The sequence below is a fragment of the Synechococcus sp. MIT S9507 genome (assembly GCF_047304715.1).
In the GTDB taxonomy this organism is placed as follows: domain Bacteria; phylum Cyanobacteriota; class Cyanobacteriia; order PCC-6307; family Cyanobiaceae; genus Synechococcus_C.
On record NZ_CP138970.1, the window covers coordinates 545,958 to 561,402 of the forward strand.

The 15,445-nt window shown below is 46.9% G+C and carries 15 protein-coding genes; 7 read left to right on the top strand and 8 right to left on the bottom strand.

The window, feature by feature from the left end; genetic code table 11:
• Nucleotides 1-716: 716 nt before the first annotated feature.
• Nucleotides 717-2,183: a flavin monoamine oxidase family protein gene (locus SIB83_RS02810; protein ID WP_413746710.1), complete on the bottom strand. Its 1,467-nt coding sequence runs from the start codon at nucleotides 2,181-2,183 to the stop codon at nucleotides 717-719.
• A 203-nt stretch (nucleotides 2,184-2,386) separates the two neighbouring features.
• On the opposite strand from SIB83_RS02810, the gene SIB83_RS02815 reads away from it, so the two are divergent.
• Complete coding sequence (locus SIB83_RS02815) at nucleotides 2,387-2,476, top strand: DUF3104 domain-containing protein (RefSeq protein WP_413746711.1); 90 nt, start codon at nucleotides 2,387-2,389, stop codon at nucleotides 2,474-2,476.
• 541 nt (nucleotides 2,477-3,017) lie between these two features.
• Complete coding sequence (locus SIB83_RS02820) at nucleotides 3,018-3,926, top strand: SMP-30/gluconolactonase/LRE family protein (RefSeq protein ID WP_413746712.1); 909 nt, start codon at nucleotides 3,018-3,020, stop codon at nucleotides 3,924-3,926.
• A 342-nt stretch (nucleotides 3,927-4,268) separates the two neighbouring features.
• Here SIB83_RS02820 and SIB83_RS02825 read toward each other — a convergent pair whose 3' ends face one another.
• The gene (locus SIB83_RS02825; protein ID WP_413746713.1) at nucleotides 4,269-4,442 is read right to left on the bottom strand and encodes a hypothetical protein; all 174 of its coding nucleotides are present in this window, start codon (nucleotides 4,440-4,442) and stop codon (nucleotides 4,269-4,271) included.
• A gap of 782 nt (nucleotides 4,443-5,224) precedes the next feature.
• Between SIB83_RS02825 and SIB83_RS02830 the strand changes: the two genes are divergently transcribed.
• Nucleotides 5,225-5,785, top strand: a complete 561-nt coding sequence (locus tag SIB83_RS02830) for a hypothetical protein (protein WP_413746714.1) — start codon at nucleotides 5,225-5,227, stop codon at nucleotides 5,783-5,785.
• Between the two features lie 270 nt (nucleotides 5,786-6,055).
• Complete coding sequence (locus SIB83_RS02835) at nucleotides 6,056-6,658, top strand: hypothetical protein (RefSeq protein ID WP_413746715.1); 603 nt, start codon at nucleotides 6,056-6,058, stop codon at nucleotides 6,656-6,658.
• On the opposite strand, the gene SIB83_RS02840 is transcribed toward SIB83_RS02835, so the two are convergent.
• The 3 genes from SIB83_RS02840 to SIB83_RS02850 form a co-directional block, all read right to left on the bottom strand.
• Nucleotides 6,585-7,460, bottom strand: coding sequence for a LuxR C-terminal-related transcriptional regulator (locus tag SIB83_RS02840; protein WP_413746716.1), 876 nt, complete (start codon nucleotides 7,458-7,460; stop codon nucleotides 6,585-6,587). The two genes, SIB83_RS02835 and SIB83_RS02840, sit on opposite strands and share 74 nt — an antisense overlap.
• 251 nt (nucleotides 7,461-7,711) lie before the next feature.
• Nucleotides 7,712-8,791: a hypothetical protein gene (locus SIB83_RS02845; protein ID WP_413746717.1), complete on the bottom strand. Its 1,080-nt coding sequence runs from the start codon at nucleotides 8,789-8,791 to the stop codon at nucleotides 7,712-7,714.
• A 57-nt stretch (nucleotides 8,792-8,848) separates the two neighbouring features.
• Nucleotides 8,849-9,598 (bottom strand): calcium-binding protein, encoded by a 750-nt coding sequence (locus SIB83_RS02850; RefSeq protein WP_413746718.1) that lies wholly within the window; start codon nucleotides 9,596-9,598, stop codon nucleotides 8,849-8,851.
• A 499-nt stretch (nucleotides 9,599-10,097) separates the two neighbouring features.
• On the opposite strand from SIB83_RS02850, the gene SIB83_RS02855 reads away from it, so the two are divergent.
• The gene (locus SIB83_RS02855; RefSeq protein ID WP_413746719.1) at nucleotides 10,098-10,361 is read left to right on the top strand and encodes a DUF1651 domain-containing protein; all 264 of its coding nucleotides are present in this window, start codon (nucleotides 10,098-10,100) and stop codon (nucleotides 10,359-10,361) included.
• A gap of 320 nt (nucleotides 10,362-10,681) precedes the next feature.
• Here the strand turns inward: SIB83_RS02855 and SIB83_RS02860 are convergent, their stop codons facing one another.
• Entirely contained in the window at nucleotides 10,682-10,885 is a 204-nt protein-coding gene (locus SIB83_RS02860) for a hypothetical protein (RefSeq protein ID WP_413746720.1), read from the bottom strand.
• Between the two features lie 475 nt (nucleotides 10,886-11,360).
• Between SIB83_RS02860 and SIB83_RS02865 the strand changes: the two genes are divergently transcribed.
• Together SIB83_RS02865 and SIB83_RS02870 are read left to right on the top strand one after the other, a co-directional pair.
• Nucleotides 11,361-11,780, top strand: a complete 420-nt coding sequence (locus tag SIB83_RS02865; RefSeq protein WP_413746721.1) for a hypothetical protein — start codon at nucleotides 11,361-11,363, stop codon at nucleotides 11,778-11,780.
• Nucleotides 11,777-12,382 carry a hypothetical protein gene (locus SIB83_RS02870; protein ID WP_413746722.1) on the top strand — a complete coding sequence of 202 codons (606 nt, stop codon included), beginning with the start codon at nucleotides 11,777-11,779 and terminating at the stop codon, nucleotides 12,380-12,382. Before SIB83_RS02865 ends, SIB83_RS02870 begins: the two co-directional genes overlap by 4 nt.
• 421 nt (nucleotides 12,383-12,803) lie before the next feature.
• On the opposite strand, the gene SIB83_RS02875 is transcribed toward SIB83_RS02870, so the two are convergent.
• Together SIB83_RS02875 and SIB83_RS02880 are read right to left on the bottom strand one after the other, a co-directional pair.
• Nucleotides 12,804-14,033: an acyltransferase family protein gene (locus tag SIB83_RS02875; protein WP_413746723.1), complete on the bottom strand. Its 1,230-nt coding sequence runs from the start codon at nucleotides 14,031-14,033 to the stop codon at nucleotides 12,804-12,806.
• Nucleotides 14,034-14,732: 699 nt separating this feature from the next.
• Nucleotides 14,733-14,945 carry a hypothetical protein gene (locus tag SIB83_RS02880; RefSeq protein WP_413746724.1) on the bottom strand — a complete coding sequence of 71 codons (213 nt, stop codon included), beginning with the start codon at nucleotides 14,943-14,945 and terminating at the stop codon, nucleotides 14,733-14,735.
• Between the last annotated feature and the right edge of the window lie 500 nt (nucleotides 14,946-15,445).

Here is a 15,445-nt window from a genome sequence, read left to right on the forward strand (position 1 = left end):
GATTGTCGATAACGGGCTTTATAACCAACAAGCCCCCTAAGAGCATACGAGTTTCCTGATCATGGCAACTTGCACCACGTTCCAGACCGGTCAAAGTCCCTACAAGGATTGGTAAATGGAGTAGGTGTTTACTGCGTCTAAAGCAGAAAGAGAGACCCATCAGACTGACTGATGTCACGAATTTAATGGTGTTGTTTTTGAAAGAAAAAACACTCCAGAAGTTCAGCGTTTCGCGATAACGACTGTCGTCGATGAATATTCCAAAAGCTACTCACGACCATTGATAGTTTCAACTTCATGAGCCATAAGTTCAAAAACAGCTTCCAACAAATAAATGACACAGCCTTTTAAAGACAATTTTTTCCTTCTGCAATTGGAAGTAGAACTTGAAAAATAATAGCAACAGATTGGAGCTGAGACAAAGGAAGCTGGAGGGTTGGAAGCTGAGAGCAGCGCAGCAATTAAAAGAAAGGAATGGTGATGTCGATTCAGCAACAGATGCTCTAAGGCAGGCTGATACTGCGTAGCAAATTAAAGGAGAGTTGTATGAGTAATTCTATGTCAAAAGAGCTTTCTACTTGGAAGGATCTTGTCTTAATGATCTTTTTGGGAAGAAGATAAATGAATAAAGCTTGGGTGATCACTTTTATGTCATGAATGAAAGCCTAAAAGATGGCTTATGACCAACACAGCCCTTATGAATTAATAATTAAATACTAAATATGTCGGCGGATGGAATCTGCGGCATGAACAGCGGCTTCAAGAGCACCCTCTAGATAGCCTCTCCATCTCGTTGACGCTTCTGTACCAGCCCAATGAACTCTGCCATGAGGCTCCTGCCAATACTCTCCGTAGGTCGTCCAAGCTCCTGGAGTTACATAGCTGGTGAATGCACCACTAGACCAATCCTCTTGATTCCAGTTTTGCAAAATAAGCTCCTTAGGTTGTGCAGCATCAGGACCGAAATACGCTGCTAAATCAGATAGAACAGATGACTTCTGCTGATTATCAGTAAGTTGCTGAAATTCAACAGCTCGACCAGCAGTAATAAAGCTTGCGATAACACCAGGATTTCCGTCCGGAGGTGAACTATCTGCCATGAACTGGAGAGTATTTTGATTTCCGATGCCAAGACCACTCATCCCTTTTTGACGCCAAAAAGCTTTATCATATATAGCTAATACTTTAATCATCGAACCCATTGGATTACGTTGCAGAAATGATCTGGTCTCAGCACGCAAAGCAGGTCGAAAGGATATACGCTGCCTCAACGGTGGAGGAATTGCAACAATAGCCGCCTTAGCGAATATTTTGCGACCATATCCATCAGTGACCTGAACACTGTTATCATCCTGCTCGATACAGATTACAGGTGAATTTAGAGTAATATGGTCAGTCAATTCTTCAGTCAAAAGCTCTGCGACCTGTCCAGCAGCACCTTTAATGAGCCAAGATTCTGGATAATCCCGCTGAGGTGAAATTGCCTGAGTCCAGATTGAATGAAGCATCGATGCATCCCAAGCATCAAAACCACCAGATCCCCCGACATTAGATAATATCTCCAACATAAAAGTACTTAATGGCGAGTCGCTATGTCGCTTTAGCCAAGATTCAATTGTAATACGATCAAGCTCAACAGCATTTGGAGTCTTCCACGGAGCACCGTGGTCAACGGTCTTAACAAGTTCTTGATACAATTTTAAAGTTGATTTTGCTTTGTCAACTTCTTCTTGGGTTTGACCAATTTGGTCAGAATCTAGAAACAGTAATCCTTCATCATAATCAGCAGCTACATCGGCTAAAGTATTTTTATTATTCCAAACAAGAGATGCCTTGCCCTCTTTGTAAACTGGAAATGTTTCAAGACCAAGTTCACTCACAAGCTCGCGAAAGCGATGATGAGATTGACCACCCCACTGTCCACCTAAATCGACAAAGTGGCCGGAGTCGGTAAGTTTTCGAACCATCCGCCCTCCTGTACGATTTCTAGCCTCAAGGATATGAATATTCTTTCCGTTTTGTTTTAGTTGCCGAGCCGCCATTAATCCTGAAAGACCAGCGCCCACCACAACGACATCGACCTGATCAGGAAGTTCACTAGCAAAGCTGCTGTGATTTAATCCAATCGCCGCAATTCCGGTAAGTCCAGCACTTGCAATCAACTCGCGTCGGGAGAGTGACATCGCAAATCAGATAGATAACTGGAAGTTATTGATTAAACCTCTTATTTTTCTGAGAAACCTATGAGTATTGGCAAAGATAAGCAATAGAAAGGCAAAAATCTAAAGGAATCACACTGCCTGAAAAACATGCAGTCAATTAGCACCACACGATTACCGGACTTGATCCGAGACCAGATCAGAATTGAGAAATGGGGAGAGCAGCAATGGTACCTTTTGTGCGCAACCTCTTTCAGATCGCTGATGTGGATACAACAGTGATCAGGTCGGTCAACACCAACCTCGCTACCATGTAATCCAGGCCAGTTGAACATCTTCAAAATGCCCCACGCGGCCTGATAATCAATAACAAGTAATTCTGTGTCGATTCTTTGAGTTGTATTCCCCAAAACATCCTTGTTGGTTGGGTTTAATTAGAATTAAAAAAAATTCGAGAAACGTCTGCCTTTGGAGAGGAGAAAGATCTCATGAGTAGGAGGGGGCAGAAATGCCGCTTTCTTTATGAGGAGCACGTCACCCATGTGATTCCCGGACTTAGATAATTCTCTAAAAAAGGTTAGGTAAACCGTCAGCTGTGAACTCTCGTCGTCACACTCCATCAATAGGCCATTTGGGCTCGCTCCACATCCCCCTTTGCGGGTGATTTCTAATAGAGAAAGCACCTAGAGTTTTTCCATTCGAGGTTAAAAAGCTCCTGCCTAGTGATTCTATCGTCAGTCTTCTGATCTTTAGGAACCTTTTCGATTACATGTGTTTTAAGGATCGCAAAGCCAAATGTACTCTAATTTGCTATCAATAGAACAACGTCACTATGTGAATCAGATAGGAGTCAATTGCATGATCAAGGTTTTTTCTAACCAAATGAGAGACCTTGTTGACACAGAGGTTCAAATTCAGCGTGTTGCATCCGGATTCGAGTTCACCGAAGGGCCAATCTGGCATCCTCGCGATCACCACCTACTTTTTTCTGATATCCCTGGAAATTCACGTCTTCAATACTCATCGAGTGAAGCGATAAGAGTAATTCGAAAACCTTCCAGCAAATGCAACGGAATGACTTACAATTCAGATTTAAATCTTTTAGTTTGCGAGCATCTTAGTGCGTCAGTGGTCTTGGAAGGTGAAGATGGGCGTCGAGAAGTTTTAGCGACACATTTTGAAGGAAAGCAGCTCAACAGCCCTAATGATATTTGTTGTCGGTCAGATGATTCAATCTATTTTTCTGATCCTACATATGGACGATTGCCTTGGTCAGGTGAGGAACGACCTCAGGATCTGGACTTCCAAGGTGTTTTTCGTGTGAGCGCAAATCGAGAACTTGAACTTCTGGTTGATAAAAATTGCTATCAGCAGCCAAATGGATTGTGCTTCTCCCCAGACGAATCGTTGTTCTATATTAATGACTCACCTAGAGCTTTAATAGATGTCTACAAAGTAGCTCCTGATGGAAGCCTATACGATAAGAAAGCTTTTGCAAGGAACATTGGTGATGGCACTTTCGAAGGAGGAGTACCGGACGGAATGAAGTGTGATGAAAACGGAAATATTTGGGTCACAGGACCAGGAGGGCTCTGGATTTTTAATCCAAAAGGTGAGCAGCTTGGAATAATTGAAATCCCCGAGCATACCGCCAACCTTCATTGGGGCGGATCTGATTGGCATACATTATTTGTGACAGCAAGCACTTCAGTATATTCATTAACAACAAAAGTGGGTCCCCATATTGAAAGCTTCATGAGAACTTGAAGACTGCGATTCATGAAATTTGACGAGACATATGCTTGTGTTTAGCTTGAAGGCGATCAAGCAACTTCGGAAAAGCTTCCAGAACCCATCCACTGATCAGCAATAAAAAACCCCCGCATTGGGCGGGGCTCTGGGTGAGCGGGTTCTATGGAGCGCCGTCAGTCATGGGCGGTGTTCGCATCGAGCGTTCTGACTACGTGCCTTGTCGCGTGGCTGATTGGCGTGTGGTGTTCAAAGAGCCAGAGGATCTGCAGGTTGGTCCTGAGATCCCAGTAAACGCAGTGTGGAAGCTCACGCAAACAAACCTGAATTAACCCGCTTCAATCCGAGTGGTGAATCCCATCACGGATTCCAACGGTGCCATTGCTCGATCTCATTGCTAATGACGTAGTCCAATCCCTCAATTTGAGCGACCTCCTGAGGTCCCTGCTCGATCAACAGAGTTTTGGCATGCGTGACTGCGCCAATACCCAGCGCGAGGGCAAGGGTGTAGAGGAAGAGGGACTTGACCGTCATGGCTTTGAGGAGTGGCTGTTTGGGAGTGCTGCCCCCTCGACTCCTTCAAGGTCACAGCCCTTCTGGTGAACCCCACTGCACAGCTCTGGTGCAGAACCCATGCAGTTCTGGTGAGACTGTGGTGAATGGCTTAGAAGTGCGTGCCTGACTGGGCTTAGCTCACTCGGAAGCCAGTCACGCCAAGGCTTTAGGGCAATAAAAAACCCCGCTCATGCGGGGTGTGATTGGTGTGAGGTTGTTTTTGTTGGGATATCGATAGCGTCCACTCAACGCCCCCTACTTTTCCCTTCAAGGGTTTTGTATTGCTTTCAGTCTTTCGACATCAGGATTCCCGGCATGAACCAATAAATCAGTAGCAAGTCGTTTGGCAGCCGTAGTTGTAGCAACGAGTTGTACACGTTGTACGAGCTTCAGCGTCAGGTGAACTTACTGCTAGTGCGCCCATCACAAGTCCCAAAGGCAGAAGAATCGAGAGAGCAGTTGCACCGAATGCTTTCTACAGTCCTTTATAGCTTTCTGCTGATGCGGTCACGTTTGAAGTAGTCATTAGAACGAATTTTATTGATTGGAGGTCATCCCTCCTGGACCTCTCTACCATCTCAGTTTTGTCCTAATACTCCAACCCTCTGGAGGGTGAATAATCCTCCCTCGAAAAGGTATTAGCCCCGTAAACCCATAAGTGCTAGATGCTTCCACCCCAAAGAGGGAGGTGGATAAGAGAACTCAGAGAGATGATGAATTCAAGAGAGGGATGACCTCTAAACCACATACAGGAACCAATCATGACCACCACAACCAACAACCAAGTGATGCCTGCTCCTTACCTTCACATTGATACAGAGAATCCTGAAAATGGAATCACTGAAATGAATATGTGTTGTGAGAATGGTGTCATGGACATCATTCCACACTTGAAGGAGAATCAGACAGTCTTTGAGGGTGCGGCATTTCTCTTCTACAACTTAGATTGCACTGCTCAACTTCTGGCTGAGGAAAAGATTTCAGAGTTGAGCAATACGCAAGCTGCGAAGGTTACGTGGATGTCTGCTCAGGTTCAAATGGCTCGCTTTCTGATTAACCAGTGCTTCGAGTTTGATGTCGTTGACAAGGGTCTGTTTGAGACATATAAGAATGCCTATCGTGTCAATAAGCCTGATGGCTTTAGTGGAGTTGACTTCCTAGCTTCAGTGGCAGACACGCTTGAAGACCTTTTCCTCCAGGCCGCTGCTGATGAGGCGTTTGCAGAGAACCCGGATATCAAAATTTCCACAATGTCTACTCGCTTCGCCGCGTTGTGTGGCACTGCTTGTACTGCTATTCGTGCAATGAAAAGCTTCGCCTGATTAGCCAGCAACTTATACCCACTCCTTAGTTCGTTGAGATCCCAGTTCTTTACTGGGATCTTTTCGTGCTTTCCATCCACCCATAATTGGTAGATGCTTTCACCTCAAAGAGGGAGGTGGATAAGGCGAATGCGAGAGATGATGAATTCATCAGGGATTTAACAAAGCCTCTGAACCCAGATAAAACAGCTCTGACTTCATTTTTAAATAACCATGACTACTACATTCCCCACTGCTCCTCAGCCAAGTCCTAGCTTCAACTATGACTACTTGAGAGGAATTGAGCCCGGCACTGAAAACTTTGGTATCGCTCGTCTTCAATTGGTTATGGACTTCATGAACCAAGCAATCCGTTGGGGTCTTGAGGCTCATGTCCAGGGACTGCGGCAGGGCGAGATCCCTCCTGGTAAGGGCTGTCAACAGGGACTTCTAGAAGCTGCCACTTTTGGATTGATTGAACTCGAAGATTCAGAGATCTTTGAATTGATCAATATGGAGAATCAAGGCAAGCCCCTCGGCGACATGCTTTTTGGTGAAGTCATCCGTGCGTTGGTTAGCGATAACACCGTCCTCTACAACCCACAGGATGGGACTGTGATGCCTACTTGGGAGGTCCCTCCCTTCGAACCACCTGCGGATCCAGAGCTTCAAGACCACACACTGGATGGGGTGAAGTATCCCGTTGCCACCGTACTCTCACCAGAAGAATTGCAGCACTGGGCAATGAACCGAGAGGAGTTCAAGGCCAAGTTTCCCAATGCCAGTTACACAAAAGTGGCTACTACTGCGATGCACCTGATTAATGGTGTGGTCTATGCCACCGCCCATGAACACTTTGGAAAGACCTCCTACCTCTATACCGTTCGGCATTGAGCTCACTACGGCTTACTCCACACTTCACCCCGTAGATCGCCGCCCCAGTCCTGTCCCGCACTCCAAGCTTTTGGGTCAGGCTCTTGAGGTGGCTTTTGATTGTCTCCACAGAGAGGAACAGCGACTCAGCTAGCTCCTTGTTTGATAACCCTTCTGTAAGCCCCACAAGCACTTCCTTCTCCCTTTCTGTGATGTCGTTAGGGAGAACCATCGCAAAGGGGTTAGAGCCCACATAACCAGCTTTCTTCTTCACCTCCTCTGGGTAGTAGACGCCTCGTTTGGCAATGGCTCTGAGGGCTTTGACGAAGTCTCCATCCCCGTCAGCGACATTGGAACTGAAACAGATTCCCTCTGCCCCAGATTCAAGGCACTCTTCAACGACAGCAGCAGTTTCCTTGTTCAGGAAGATCAGGGTGTGAGTGTTGGGAGCAGTGGTTTTCAGCTCTTCGATGAGGGAGGGGCCATAGCCCTGCTCCAACTCATCGGTAAGGATCACAATGAAGGAAGGCAAACCGAAAGCCAATCCAATAACTGGAGCTTTTCCAGATAATTTAGCTGCGAATTTATTTGTAATATTCCTTAAGTCTTTCTTGGTAGTTTTTTCTTCCTGCTCTTGGGGCAAGGTCGCTGACTGTTTTTCAACCATAGTATATATTCCATGTTTTTTACCCCAATCGCCCCCAATCGTTTCTTCTTCCTCGTCAAATATTGGTGTTCCAAGCTGTTGTCTTGTATTTACGTCAAAGCCCTCTGTTTCATCCCAATGTTGGAAGCGATTGGCGGGGGTTGCAGAAGTAGTCATGACTTTAAGGAGTGGATGTTTGGGGGTGCTGCCCCCTTGACTCCTTCAAGATCACAGCCCTTCTGGTGAACCCCACTGCACAGCTCTGGTGTAGAGGGCGCGAAGTTCTGGTGAGACTGTGGTTAATGGCTCAGAACTCAGTGCCTGACTGGCTTTAGCTCACTCGGAAGCTGGTCACGCCAAGGCTCCAGGACAGCAAAAACCCAGCGCTAGACGGGGCTGAGTAAGAGCTGTTTTTAGTTACTGGTGAATCAGATGACAGCGATACCGCTGAGGGTTCCGGAATCACCTTCCAAGGCGAGGTAGGACAAAGACTCAGTGGTTTGGCCCATCTCAAAGTCACGAGATTGTTCCTCGATGACCATGGCTGTAAAACCAGCGGCATCCACTGATTGGATCCTTGAGTTGGCATTGTCGCCACCATCAAAGGAATCAAGCTTGGTCAGCAGTGTTGGAGCTGAATCAAATTCAGTTTCAAAAGAATGCCGCTTGGCTTGGTGGGTGAATTGATCTGCAGTAACTCCGCCTTCAATGATGCTGTCTGTCCTGCTGGTGACCCAGTCACCTCCGTTGTAAGTCTGGGTCTGCGTTAAGACAGCAACAGAGGCATCCGATCCAAAGGCATCATCAAGTGCAACGGTCTCGCCTCCTTGGGTGGAGAGTTTGTTGGTGTTGAGCACTCCTGCTTCGATGGTGGTGCCATCGGATAGCTCCCAGGTGCCTTCTTCCATCACGACATAGGAGATGGTTTCGTTGACGTGGCGACCGTCTTTGTATTTGGGCTCCTGGAGTTTGATCTGGAATGAATCAGAATCAATATTTTTCAGGCGTACTACAACCGGATCACCGCCTTTGTACGTTGGATCAGAGGTAATAACGACCGGGCTGATGTAGTCAAGAGAGAGTGCAACGTCTTGCCAAGTATGGTTGACGGAGACTGAGCCGTATTCGGCAAATGATTCATTAGCACTTGGTTTTAGTGCTTTTAAATCAGTATAGAGTTTCGAGTTGGAGCCATCTGCCCCGAGCGAAACTCCAGTGATGACATAACCACCATCTGTGAGAATTATATCGGGAGCTAAATCGATTTGGTTTGTGACATCAATTTTTTTTGTGCTAATGATGTTTGCATTTTGATCTATTTCATAGAAATTTGAAAATCTTCCATTCAGGCTGCTACTGTTCCATGCAGTGCTGTCTTGTCCGCTTCCAAATAAACGTCCATCTTTAACAGCAATATTCCATGAAATTTGACCGTTTTCATCTCCCCAATTCTTGTCATAAATAATTTGTCCAGTTGTTTTGTCGGGAGGTCTATAGCGACTACTCAACGCCGCTGCTTTTCCCTTCAAGTTATTTTTATTGCTTTCAGCCGCCTTGCAATAGCTTCAGGCTCTATCCAGAGATACATAGCCTTCTCCATTATTGACGAGATTCGTGCCAGCTAAGCCTATCACTTTTGCGACGAGATCATTGACTTCAAAGATGTTTAGATCTTTTCCGGAATCCACAGCACCCATAGTATTAAAATCAGAATCAATCAATATCCAGTCTTCTTCTACATCGAAGTCCATTATTTTTGCGTACCCTGCTCCGCTGTTTAGAACAAAAACATCATTTCCACTTCCTCCATTCATTTTATCTGATCCTATACCTCCATCAATGATGTCGTCTCCAGAACCACCGAAAAGAACATCATTTACAGCACCTCCGATTAATTTGTCATTACCAGCCGCTCCATAGAGCTTGTCGTTGCCGCTTTGGCCATTGAGTGTGTTTTTGGCTTTGTTGCCGGTAACGGTGTCATTACCGGATCCAGCATTGACATTTTCAATCGAGATCAGCTGATCTTTGCCATCACCGGTGTTCTGCAAATTAGTGGTGTTGAGGTTGATCTTGTTGTTATTGCCTGAGAAAACAGCAGTGTCACTTCCTGAACCACCGTTGATGACGTCATTACCAGCCGCTGCATAAATCCAGTCATTGCCTGAGAGAGCCTGAATGGTATTGCTGCCATTGGTGCCGGTTAGTTGATCTGAATAGTTACCAGCGATCAGATTTTCAACGCTGGTAATTTTGTCAGTACCGATCTTGGCTTTATCACCTCCTGATGTTGAGGTAGCCGTTCCCTTGAGCAAATCAACTGTGATTCCTGCTGCAGCAGAGGTGTAATAGAGAGAATCTGTTCCAGAGCCGCCGTCATAGCTGTCATCACCAGCACCATTGCCGCCGATGATCAGGTTGACCCAACTGACTTCTACCTAGTGTTGGCCTGACTTCTCAATCCTTGTCAAACCTGCATGGCATGCAGGGGGTCAGGAGTTCGAGTCTCCTTGGCCCCACTGAATTTCACCAAGTAGTCCGTTCCGATCCGTGTAGGACCTGGCGCAAGGTTGACAGCATTACTGAGTTTTGCACTACGTGTTGTGTGGCGATAGTGCAGAAGCGCCTTTTGCAAAACCGTGCTGCAGCACATGCAACCGATATCCGATCACGGCCACCCCACAAACAAAATGATGCTCAGCAATGGCTCAGCACGTACGAGCAATGGCCAGATGGTCTACCCACATTCAGTGATGTCGTTTCAGGGTTTAAGTCTTGTGGCAGCACGCAGGCTTATTTCGCCAACTTGACGTCATGCCCAACAAGAACAGACCACTTGTCGACAGGCACCCTCCGAAAAAGGGTGAGGGTTGGTTGCTGAGCGCCCAAGAGCAAAAGGTCTGTCGCTTCAAGAACGACATGCCAACGCAGCATGCGCAGTGGGTGGAAGTCGAGACGCGGTCACTGACCGGCAGCGGTCAGCCAGTCATCCGCAGAATGCTCAGACACAACGCCATCGAAGCTTGGCAAACGATGCAGGCAACAGGCGGGTGGGAACGGTGTCAGCCCAAGTGGTGACCTTCAGCAGGCCAGTGCGACAAGAGCGACGATGACGACTGCAGTGCTGATTGGATCCATGACGAAACCTGTCTCCATCCAGCATCGATGGAAGACCCTCAATTCACCACTCAGAACACAGGTGAGTTTTTGGTGGATTTGATGAGAGTGCCCGCCTGAGTCCTGACTTCGAGCAGATGTTTACAGGCTCGCGAAGCTTGTCATTCGCTGCATTGAGCGAAACCACTGCAACATCACCAGCCATGGGACTCAACCCTTCAACGGCAAAAACGGCGCCGCAACCGGAAGGCCAATCACAACACGGCCAAGGCTCTCAATCTTCAAAGGTCCTGCACCCACTTCGAAAGGCAGATAGGAATCGGTGTCCAGATGGCAACAATCACCAATGCAGCGATGAAGGGATCCATTGCATTCTCATGTTTGAATTCACGATCGAACGGACACACTGAATCGCCATCCCCCAACCGGGCCAAACCACTGCTGCTGGAATAACCCGATCCAATCCACATCAGAGCCACCGCCATCAATCAGTTCATCAGTTGACTGCTGGATTAATTTGCAGCATTGTGATCTGAATTGGTGTAGAGGAATTCGTTAGACGATGAAGCTGACGAGACCACTACTACAGAGACAAGCCAAAACCACGTACTCTCCATGACGAGGTGCCGGTTTCAGAACATGTTGATGCTCCGTTGCTCATCGAGGCACAGGGCATCAAAGAGGCCGGCGACTAAGCACCCCTAAAAGAAGTTCTTACAGCATCTTGTTAGTCAGGGCAGGGCCAGAAGGTCTTCAATCAATTACTGGCGCTGCTTATCAGCTGCTGTCCTTGATTCTTAAAGTCAGATTCCAATAGCTTCGTCACGATCATCTCAATTCGATTGGGAAAATGTCGTCCAGGTGCGCAAAACTCTGCACTCTGAATAAATGACGTTGATAATTGTGCATAAGCAGCTGGAATGTCTATCTTGACAACAACAAACCTGTGCTTTTCATTTCATGCAGTCCTCCATCATGTCGACGCGAGGTTTTGGGGTATTGATCACAGGCTTAGTGCTGATGCTCGCATCCTGCGCAAAGAGTCCTGACCAGGACAAGGTCACGGCTGAGGGTGGAAAAATCATGACGTTTGTTGAGTGGGAGAATATCAAGGATGGCTGTGAAATTGAGGGTACTGAGGTATTGACAAGGCTTGGGCCTGAGGGGCAATGGAGAAAGAAAGCGCAGCTTTGGGACAAGGAGTGTGTAAAAAAAGGAATGAAGGAAAAAGGTTATGCGAAGGCTGTTGTCTTTGGTCCTGATGAGCTGTCTGAATTCAAAAAAAACGTTTGTGAGTTATATGACCAGACAACAGTCGTCATGGACGGGAAAACACTCGAAAGAAAATATGGGGCAGAATACGAGGAGTATGGGAATTGAAAATCGTTCCACACAGCCTCTGGACAATCTTTCTGGTCTTAATTTTGGCTCCTGAAGTTTCTTCGTCTGAGCTGAAAGGGGCTGATGATCAGGCACCTCAGTTCCTGTTTGTTCTGCATTCTGATCAAGGAAGCTATGTGACGGAGAGTGGTGATCTCGAGATATTGCAATTTCCCAAAAAGCATATATCGGCTGTTGAAATGTTCTCCAATCGGTTCCGAAATGTCAGATCTAAGTTTCGTCAGCCTCGAGTCAAAGATCTTTGGAAGTTACGCGATGTTAGTTTCCAAAAAAGTGCAAAAGCAACTCTTTCGTCTTCAGGCCTGAGAACACAGATTATTGAAATCAACGGAATTGAAGTCACTCCAGGTCACATTCGCTACAGGATCGTTCCGGTTGATCGCACCGCAGCGATCCCAAACAATCTTGCCAATGTTGTGCTGACCATGGATGCGGCGGCTACCTGGAAAGCCTGTTCGGAAACAAGCCAATGCCTCGGCTTCAGTAGCCCGCTTCTGAATGCAAGTGTCTGCTACGGAGAAGAGATTATTCGCAGTGATTGTGCTGACTGTGAATGCTGTCCTGAAGGGGCTGTTCCATAGATCGCCTGTTGCACAGAGCAGCCGATTCATGTTGAAGCCCTTTACTTGTCAATCCATCGCCAACATCAATTCGGCGCACTGTGTGGCAAGCAGCACCAGCGCTGGAAGTCTGGTCCATGACGCCAAGCTCGAAAGAAGTTCTTCAAGATCACAGCCCTTCTAGTGAACCCCACTACACAGATCTGGAGTAGAAAGAGCAAACTCCTGATGAGCATCTGGTGAATGGCTGTGCACAGCGAACCTGACTCGGCTCAGCTTATGCGGAAGCAAATGACGCCGCAGCTCCAGAGCGGCAACCCTCCCGCCATGAAGACGGGGTGGGATTGGTCATACTCTTGCCAGGAGATCGACAGCGTCCACTCAATGGTCCCTCTTCAATCAGACACCGCAGATCATCTGCTGAGAGTCAATGATAAAAGAACTAGACAATCCTGGCGACAGATGGAATCCGTCTGAGCTGATGAACAATTCCGAAGGAAATAACGATCCCCAGAACTGTTGCAGCCAAAGCAATCAGCCAATGATTGAGGCCGATGAAACCAATAGCTTCCAGCACCACCACGAGCACTAGTGGATGAATAATATAAGCACCATAACTATCCACTCCAGCTGTTGCTAACCACTGACCAAAGCGATTTTGATTACGCTGAAACCACAACAGGAGATAACCCATCACTCCCCAACCGATGAATGTATAAAAGAAGGAAAAGATGGCATAAACAAGAGTGAGCTTTTCAGCTTCATCTGAAATGTTGCCGTTAAAGGTCACCACTAGCGCGATTGTCAGAAGACATAAAGATGACGCAATAGAAAATCGGAACCACCTCACAACCAGATGGGTGTTGAGCTTCTCCAGCCAGCGATGGCACGATGCCTTGCAACCGAGAAAAAACATGAAGGCATAAGTGAAAATGTGCATGCCTTGAGCACCAAACCAATTAAATGGTGAATTCCATAAGGCAGTCCAGAGTTCAGTTCGCGTCGACATCGCTACCTCAAGAATCGCGAGGATAAAAGCACTGATGAACCAAGAGCGCAGCTGCGGTGTGGGAACGGAGGTATCCACTGAAAAGTGATCTCCTCGCATCGCAAACCAGAAGCAATAGAGCAAATCAAATACAAACAAAAGGACCAAAAAGCCCAGTACAAATAATCTATTGAAAGGCATCTCATTCCAAGGCAATTCCGCATAGGGGCTGCCTGGGGAGAACCTCGACAAGAGTATCGAAGCATTGTTAATGAGCAGTAGGCCAACAAGAAAGGGGACACCAATTCGCAGAAGGCGATCTTGGAGATAACGCACAACCCCCTTTTTATGAACTGAAGGAGGAACAAAGTATCCCGAAATCAGAAATAACATGTACATAAAGAAGGTTTGACAGATATATACAAAGAATCTGTATGCAGTTCCAAATAAAGGATCAGAAACACCTTCTATAGAAATACGTACGCCCATCCAACTGATACCACCAAATGCCATGGGTACATGTACGGCAATCACAAGAGCGATCATCAGTGCCTTGATCTGGTCAAAGAACAGCACCCGCTTCTTGGTGCTTGTTTGAGAATGATCCATAGATCCACTCTTACCAGGAATACCCAAAGTCTTGCGGTTGGAAATTGATGGAATAGCCTCTGGAGAGTGAGACATGGCTGAGAATCTGATGTGAATAGTGAAGGTCATACCCTCTATCTATTCAGCATCACTGAGCGAACCAGAACACACATCACCCGTTCGGGTGACTAATACAGCGCTACATTCAAACCGGTTGAGACCTTTTTTCACCTAGACGTGCATCAACCAGCCGATAGCACTCATCAGCACGCGGCAATCGACAAGCTGATGGACCTTCTCAAGCCTCTCAAAATAACGGCTCAACAACCGGGGCCCAAGGGTGTTACAACTGGCCATCGCTGATCTCGACCGGTACTGCGAAAACAAAATCTCTGCAAAAATGATTTTGCCTAGTCACAGTCAAAGACCATCGACAGCCTTGTCATTCTGACCGTCAGTTTCGTAGTTCTGCTGCTGATGTCGATCAGTTCGAAGCTCTACAGCCGCTCCGCTGAAAGCTGAAAAGCCAGACAAGCAGGTCATTCGGCACAGCATGAAATCTCTGGGCTGGGCAAACGGGTGAAACCGCATCAAGCGAGTATTGCTTATTCGAACCAGCAACGGTTCATCACCATTCGTCAGTCAATCATCTCCACCAAAACCTGGAATGGTGATCATGCGTGACCTCCCTGCTTATTGGCAAACTGCAAGTGGGCAAGGTGAAAAGTCTGCAGGCCGGATTGAACCGGAGTGATGACGATGTGCAGACTTCAGGAGAAGGCACCTTGAGAGGAGTCATCGCCCCCGGCAGTTGCGTTTGAGAAATTCAGCTTTGTCCTCCTTACTCCAGCCAGCATTCCGGGCGTCGGCGCACAGTTGCATCATTCGCTCGTTGAAATCGCCCTGCTGACGCGCATCATCACGAATGCTCTTGATGTAGAGGGTGCCGGTGACGAAGGCAAGAGCGATCGCAGAGACAACGGCAATGCCTTTCAAAACTTTTTGCATGAATCAGAAACCTTATCCAGCCTCATCACAGTGAATCACTTCTGGTACTCAAGCAGCGCGCGGATGGTTACATCAAGAGACTCAGAGGCAGCCTGAGAAGAAGAGCAAGAACAAAAACGATCAAAACACATTGAAAAGACTGATGGCATCAAGGTGTGGGCAAGATCAATTGGTCCTTTCGGCATGCCAAAAGGACATTGACCTGAGAAAAATCAAATCTGAGATTAAAGGATTTGCGATCTTGCAGGCTTCTATCCATAGTCGACGGAAAGATTCAATACAGCAAGGAAAAGATGCGGATCAAAAGGCTTTGAATTGTCTCGACTCGAACCCGATACCTTGATCCGGAGCAATACCTGAAAATCAATGAACAGAGCAAATCCCATAGGACAAAAAAAACCCCGCCAAAGGCAGGGTCTTCAAAAACTCAGCGAGAGTGTTGCCTTGTTTCCACCCCGTGAGCTTTTCTCCTCACTGTTTGATATTAGCCAAGCAACTGG

What these genes read in the sequence shown, in the direction of transcription:
- SIB83_RS02810 (WP_413746710.1), bottom strand. Translation starts at nt 2,183, where the DNA reads ATGTCACTCTCCCGACGCGAGTTGATTGCAAGTGCTGGACTTACCGGA.
- SIB83_RS02815 (WP_413746711.1), top strand. Translation starts at nt 2,387, where the DNA reads ATGGTACCTTTTGTGCGCAACCTCTTTCAGATCGCTGATGTGGATACA.
- SIB83_RS02820 (WP_413746712.1), top strand. Translation starts at nt 3,018, where the DNA reads ATGATCAAGGTTTTTTCTAACCAAATGAGAGACCTTGTTGACACAGAG.
- SIB83_RS02825 (WP_413746713.1), bottom strand. Translation starts at nt 4,442, where the DNA reads ATGACGGTCAAGTCCCTCTTCCTCTACACCCTTGCCCTCGCGCTGGGT.
- SIB83_RS02830 (WP_413746714.1), top strand. Translation starts at nt 5,225, where the DNA reads ATGACCACCACAACCAACAACCAAGTGATGCCTGCTCCTTACCTTCAC.
- SIB83_RS02840 (WP_413746716.1), bottom strand. Translation starts at nt 7,460, where the DNA reads ATGACTACTTCTGCAACCCCCGCCAATCGCTTCCAACATTGGGATGAA.
- SIB83_RS02855 (WP_413746719.1), top strand. Translation starts at nt 10,098, where the DNA reads ATGCCCAACAAGAACAGACCACTTGTCGACAGGCACCCTCCGAAAAAG.
- SIB83_RS02860 (WP_413746720.1), bottom strand. Translation starts at nt 10,885, where the DNA reads ATGGCGGTGGCTCTGATGTGGATTGGATCGGGTTATTCCAGCAGCAGT.
- SIB83_RS02865 (WP_413746721.1), top strand. Translation starts at nt 11,361, where the DNA reads ATGCAGTCCTCCATCATGTCGACGCGAGGTTTTGGGGTATTGATCACA.
- SIB83_RS02875 (WP_413746723.1), bottom strand. Translation starts at nt 14,033, where the DNA reads ATGTCTCACTCTCCAGAGGCTATTCCATCAATTTCCAACCGCAAGACT.
- SIB83_RS02880 (WP_413746724.1), bottom strand. Translation starts at nt 14,945, where the DNA reads ATGCAAAAAGTTTTGAAAGGCATTGCCGTTGTCTCTGCGATCGCTCTT.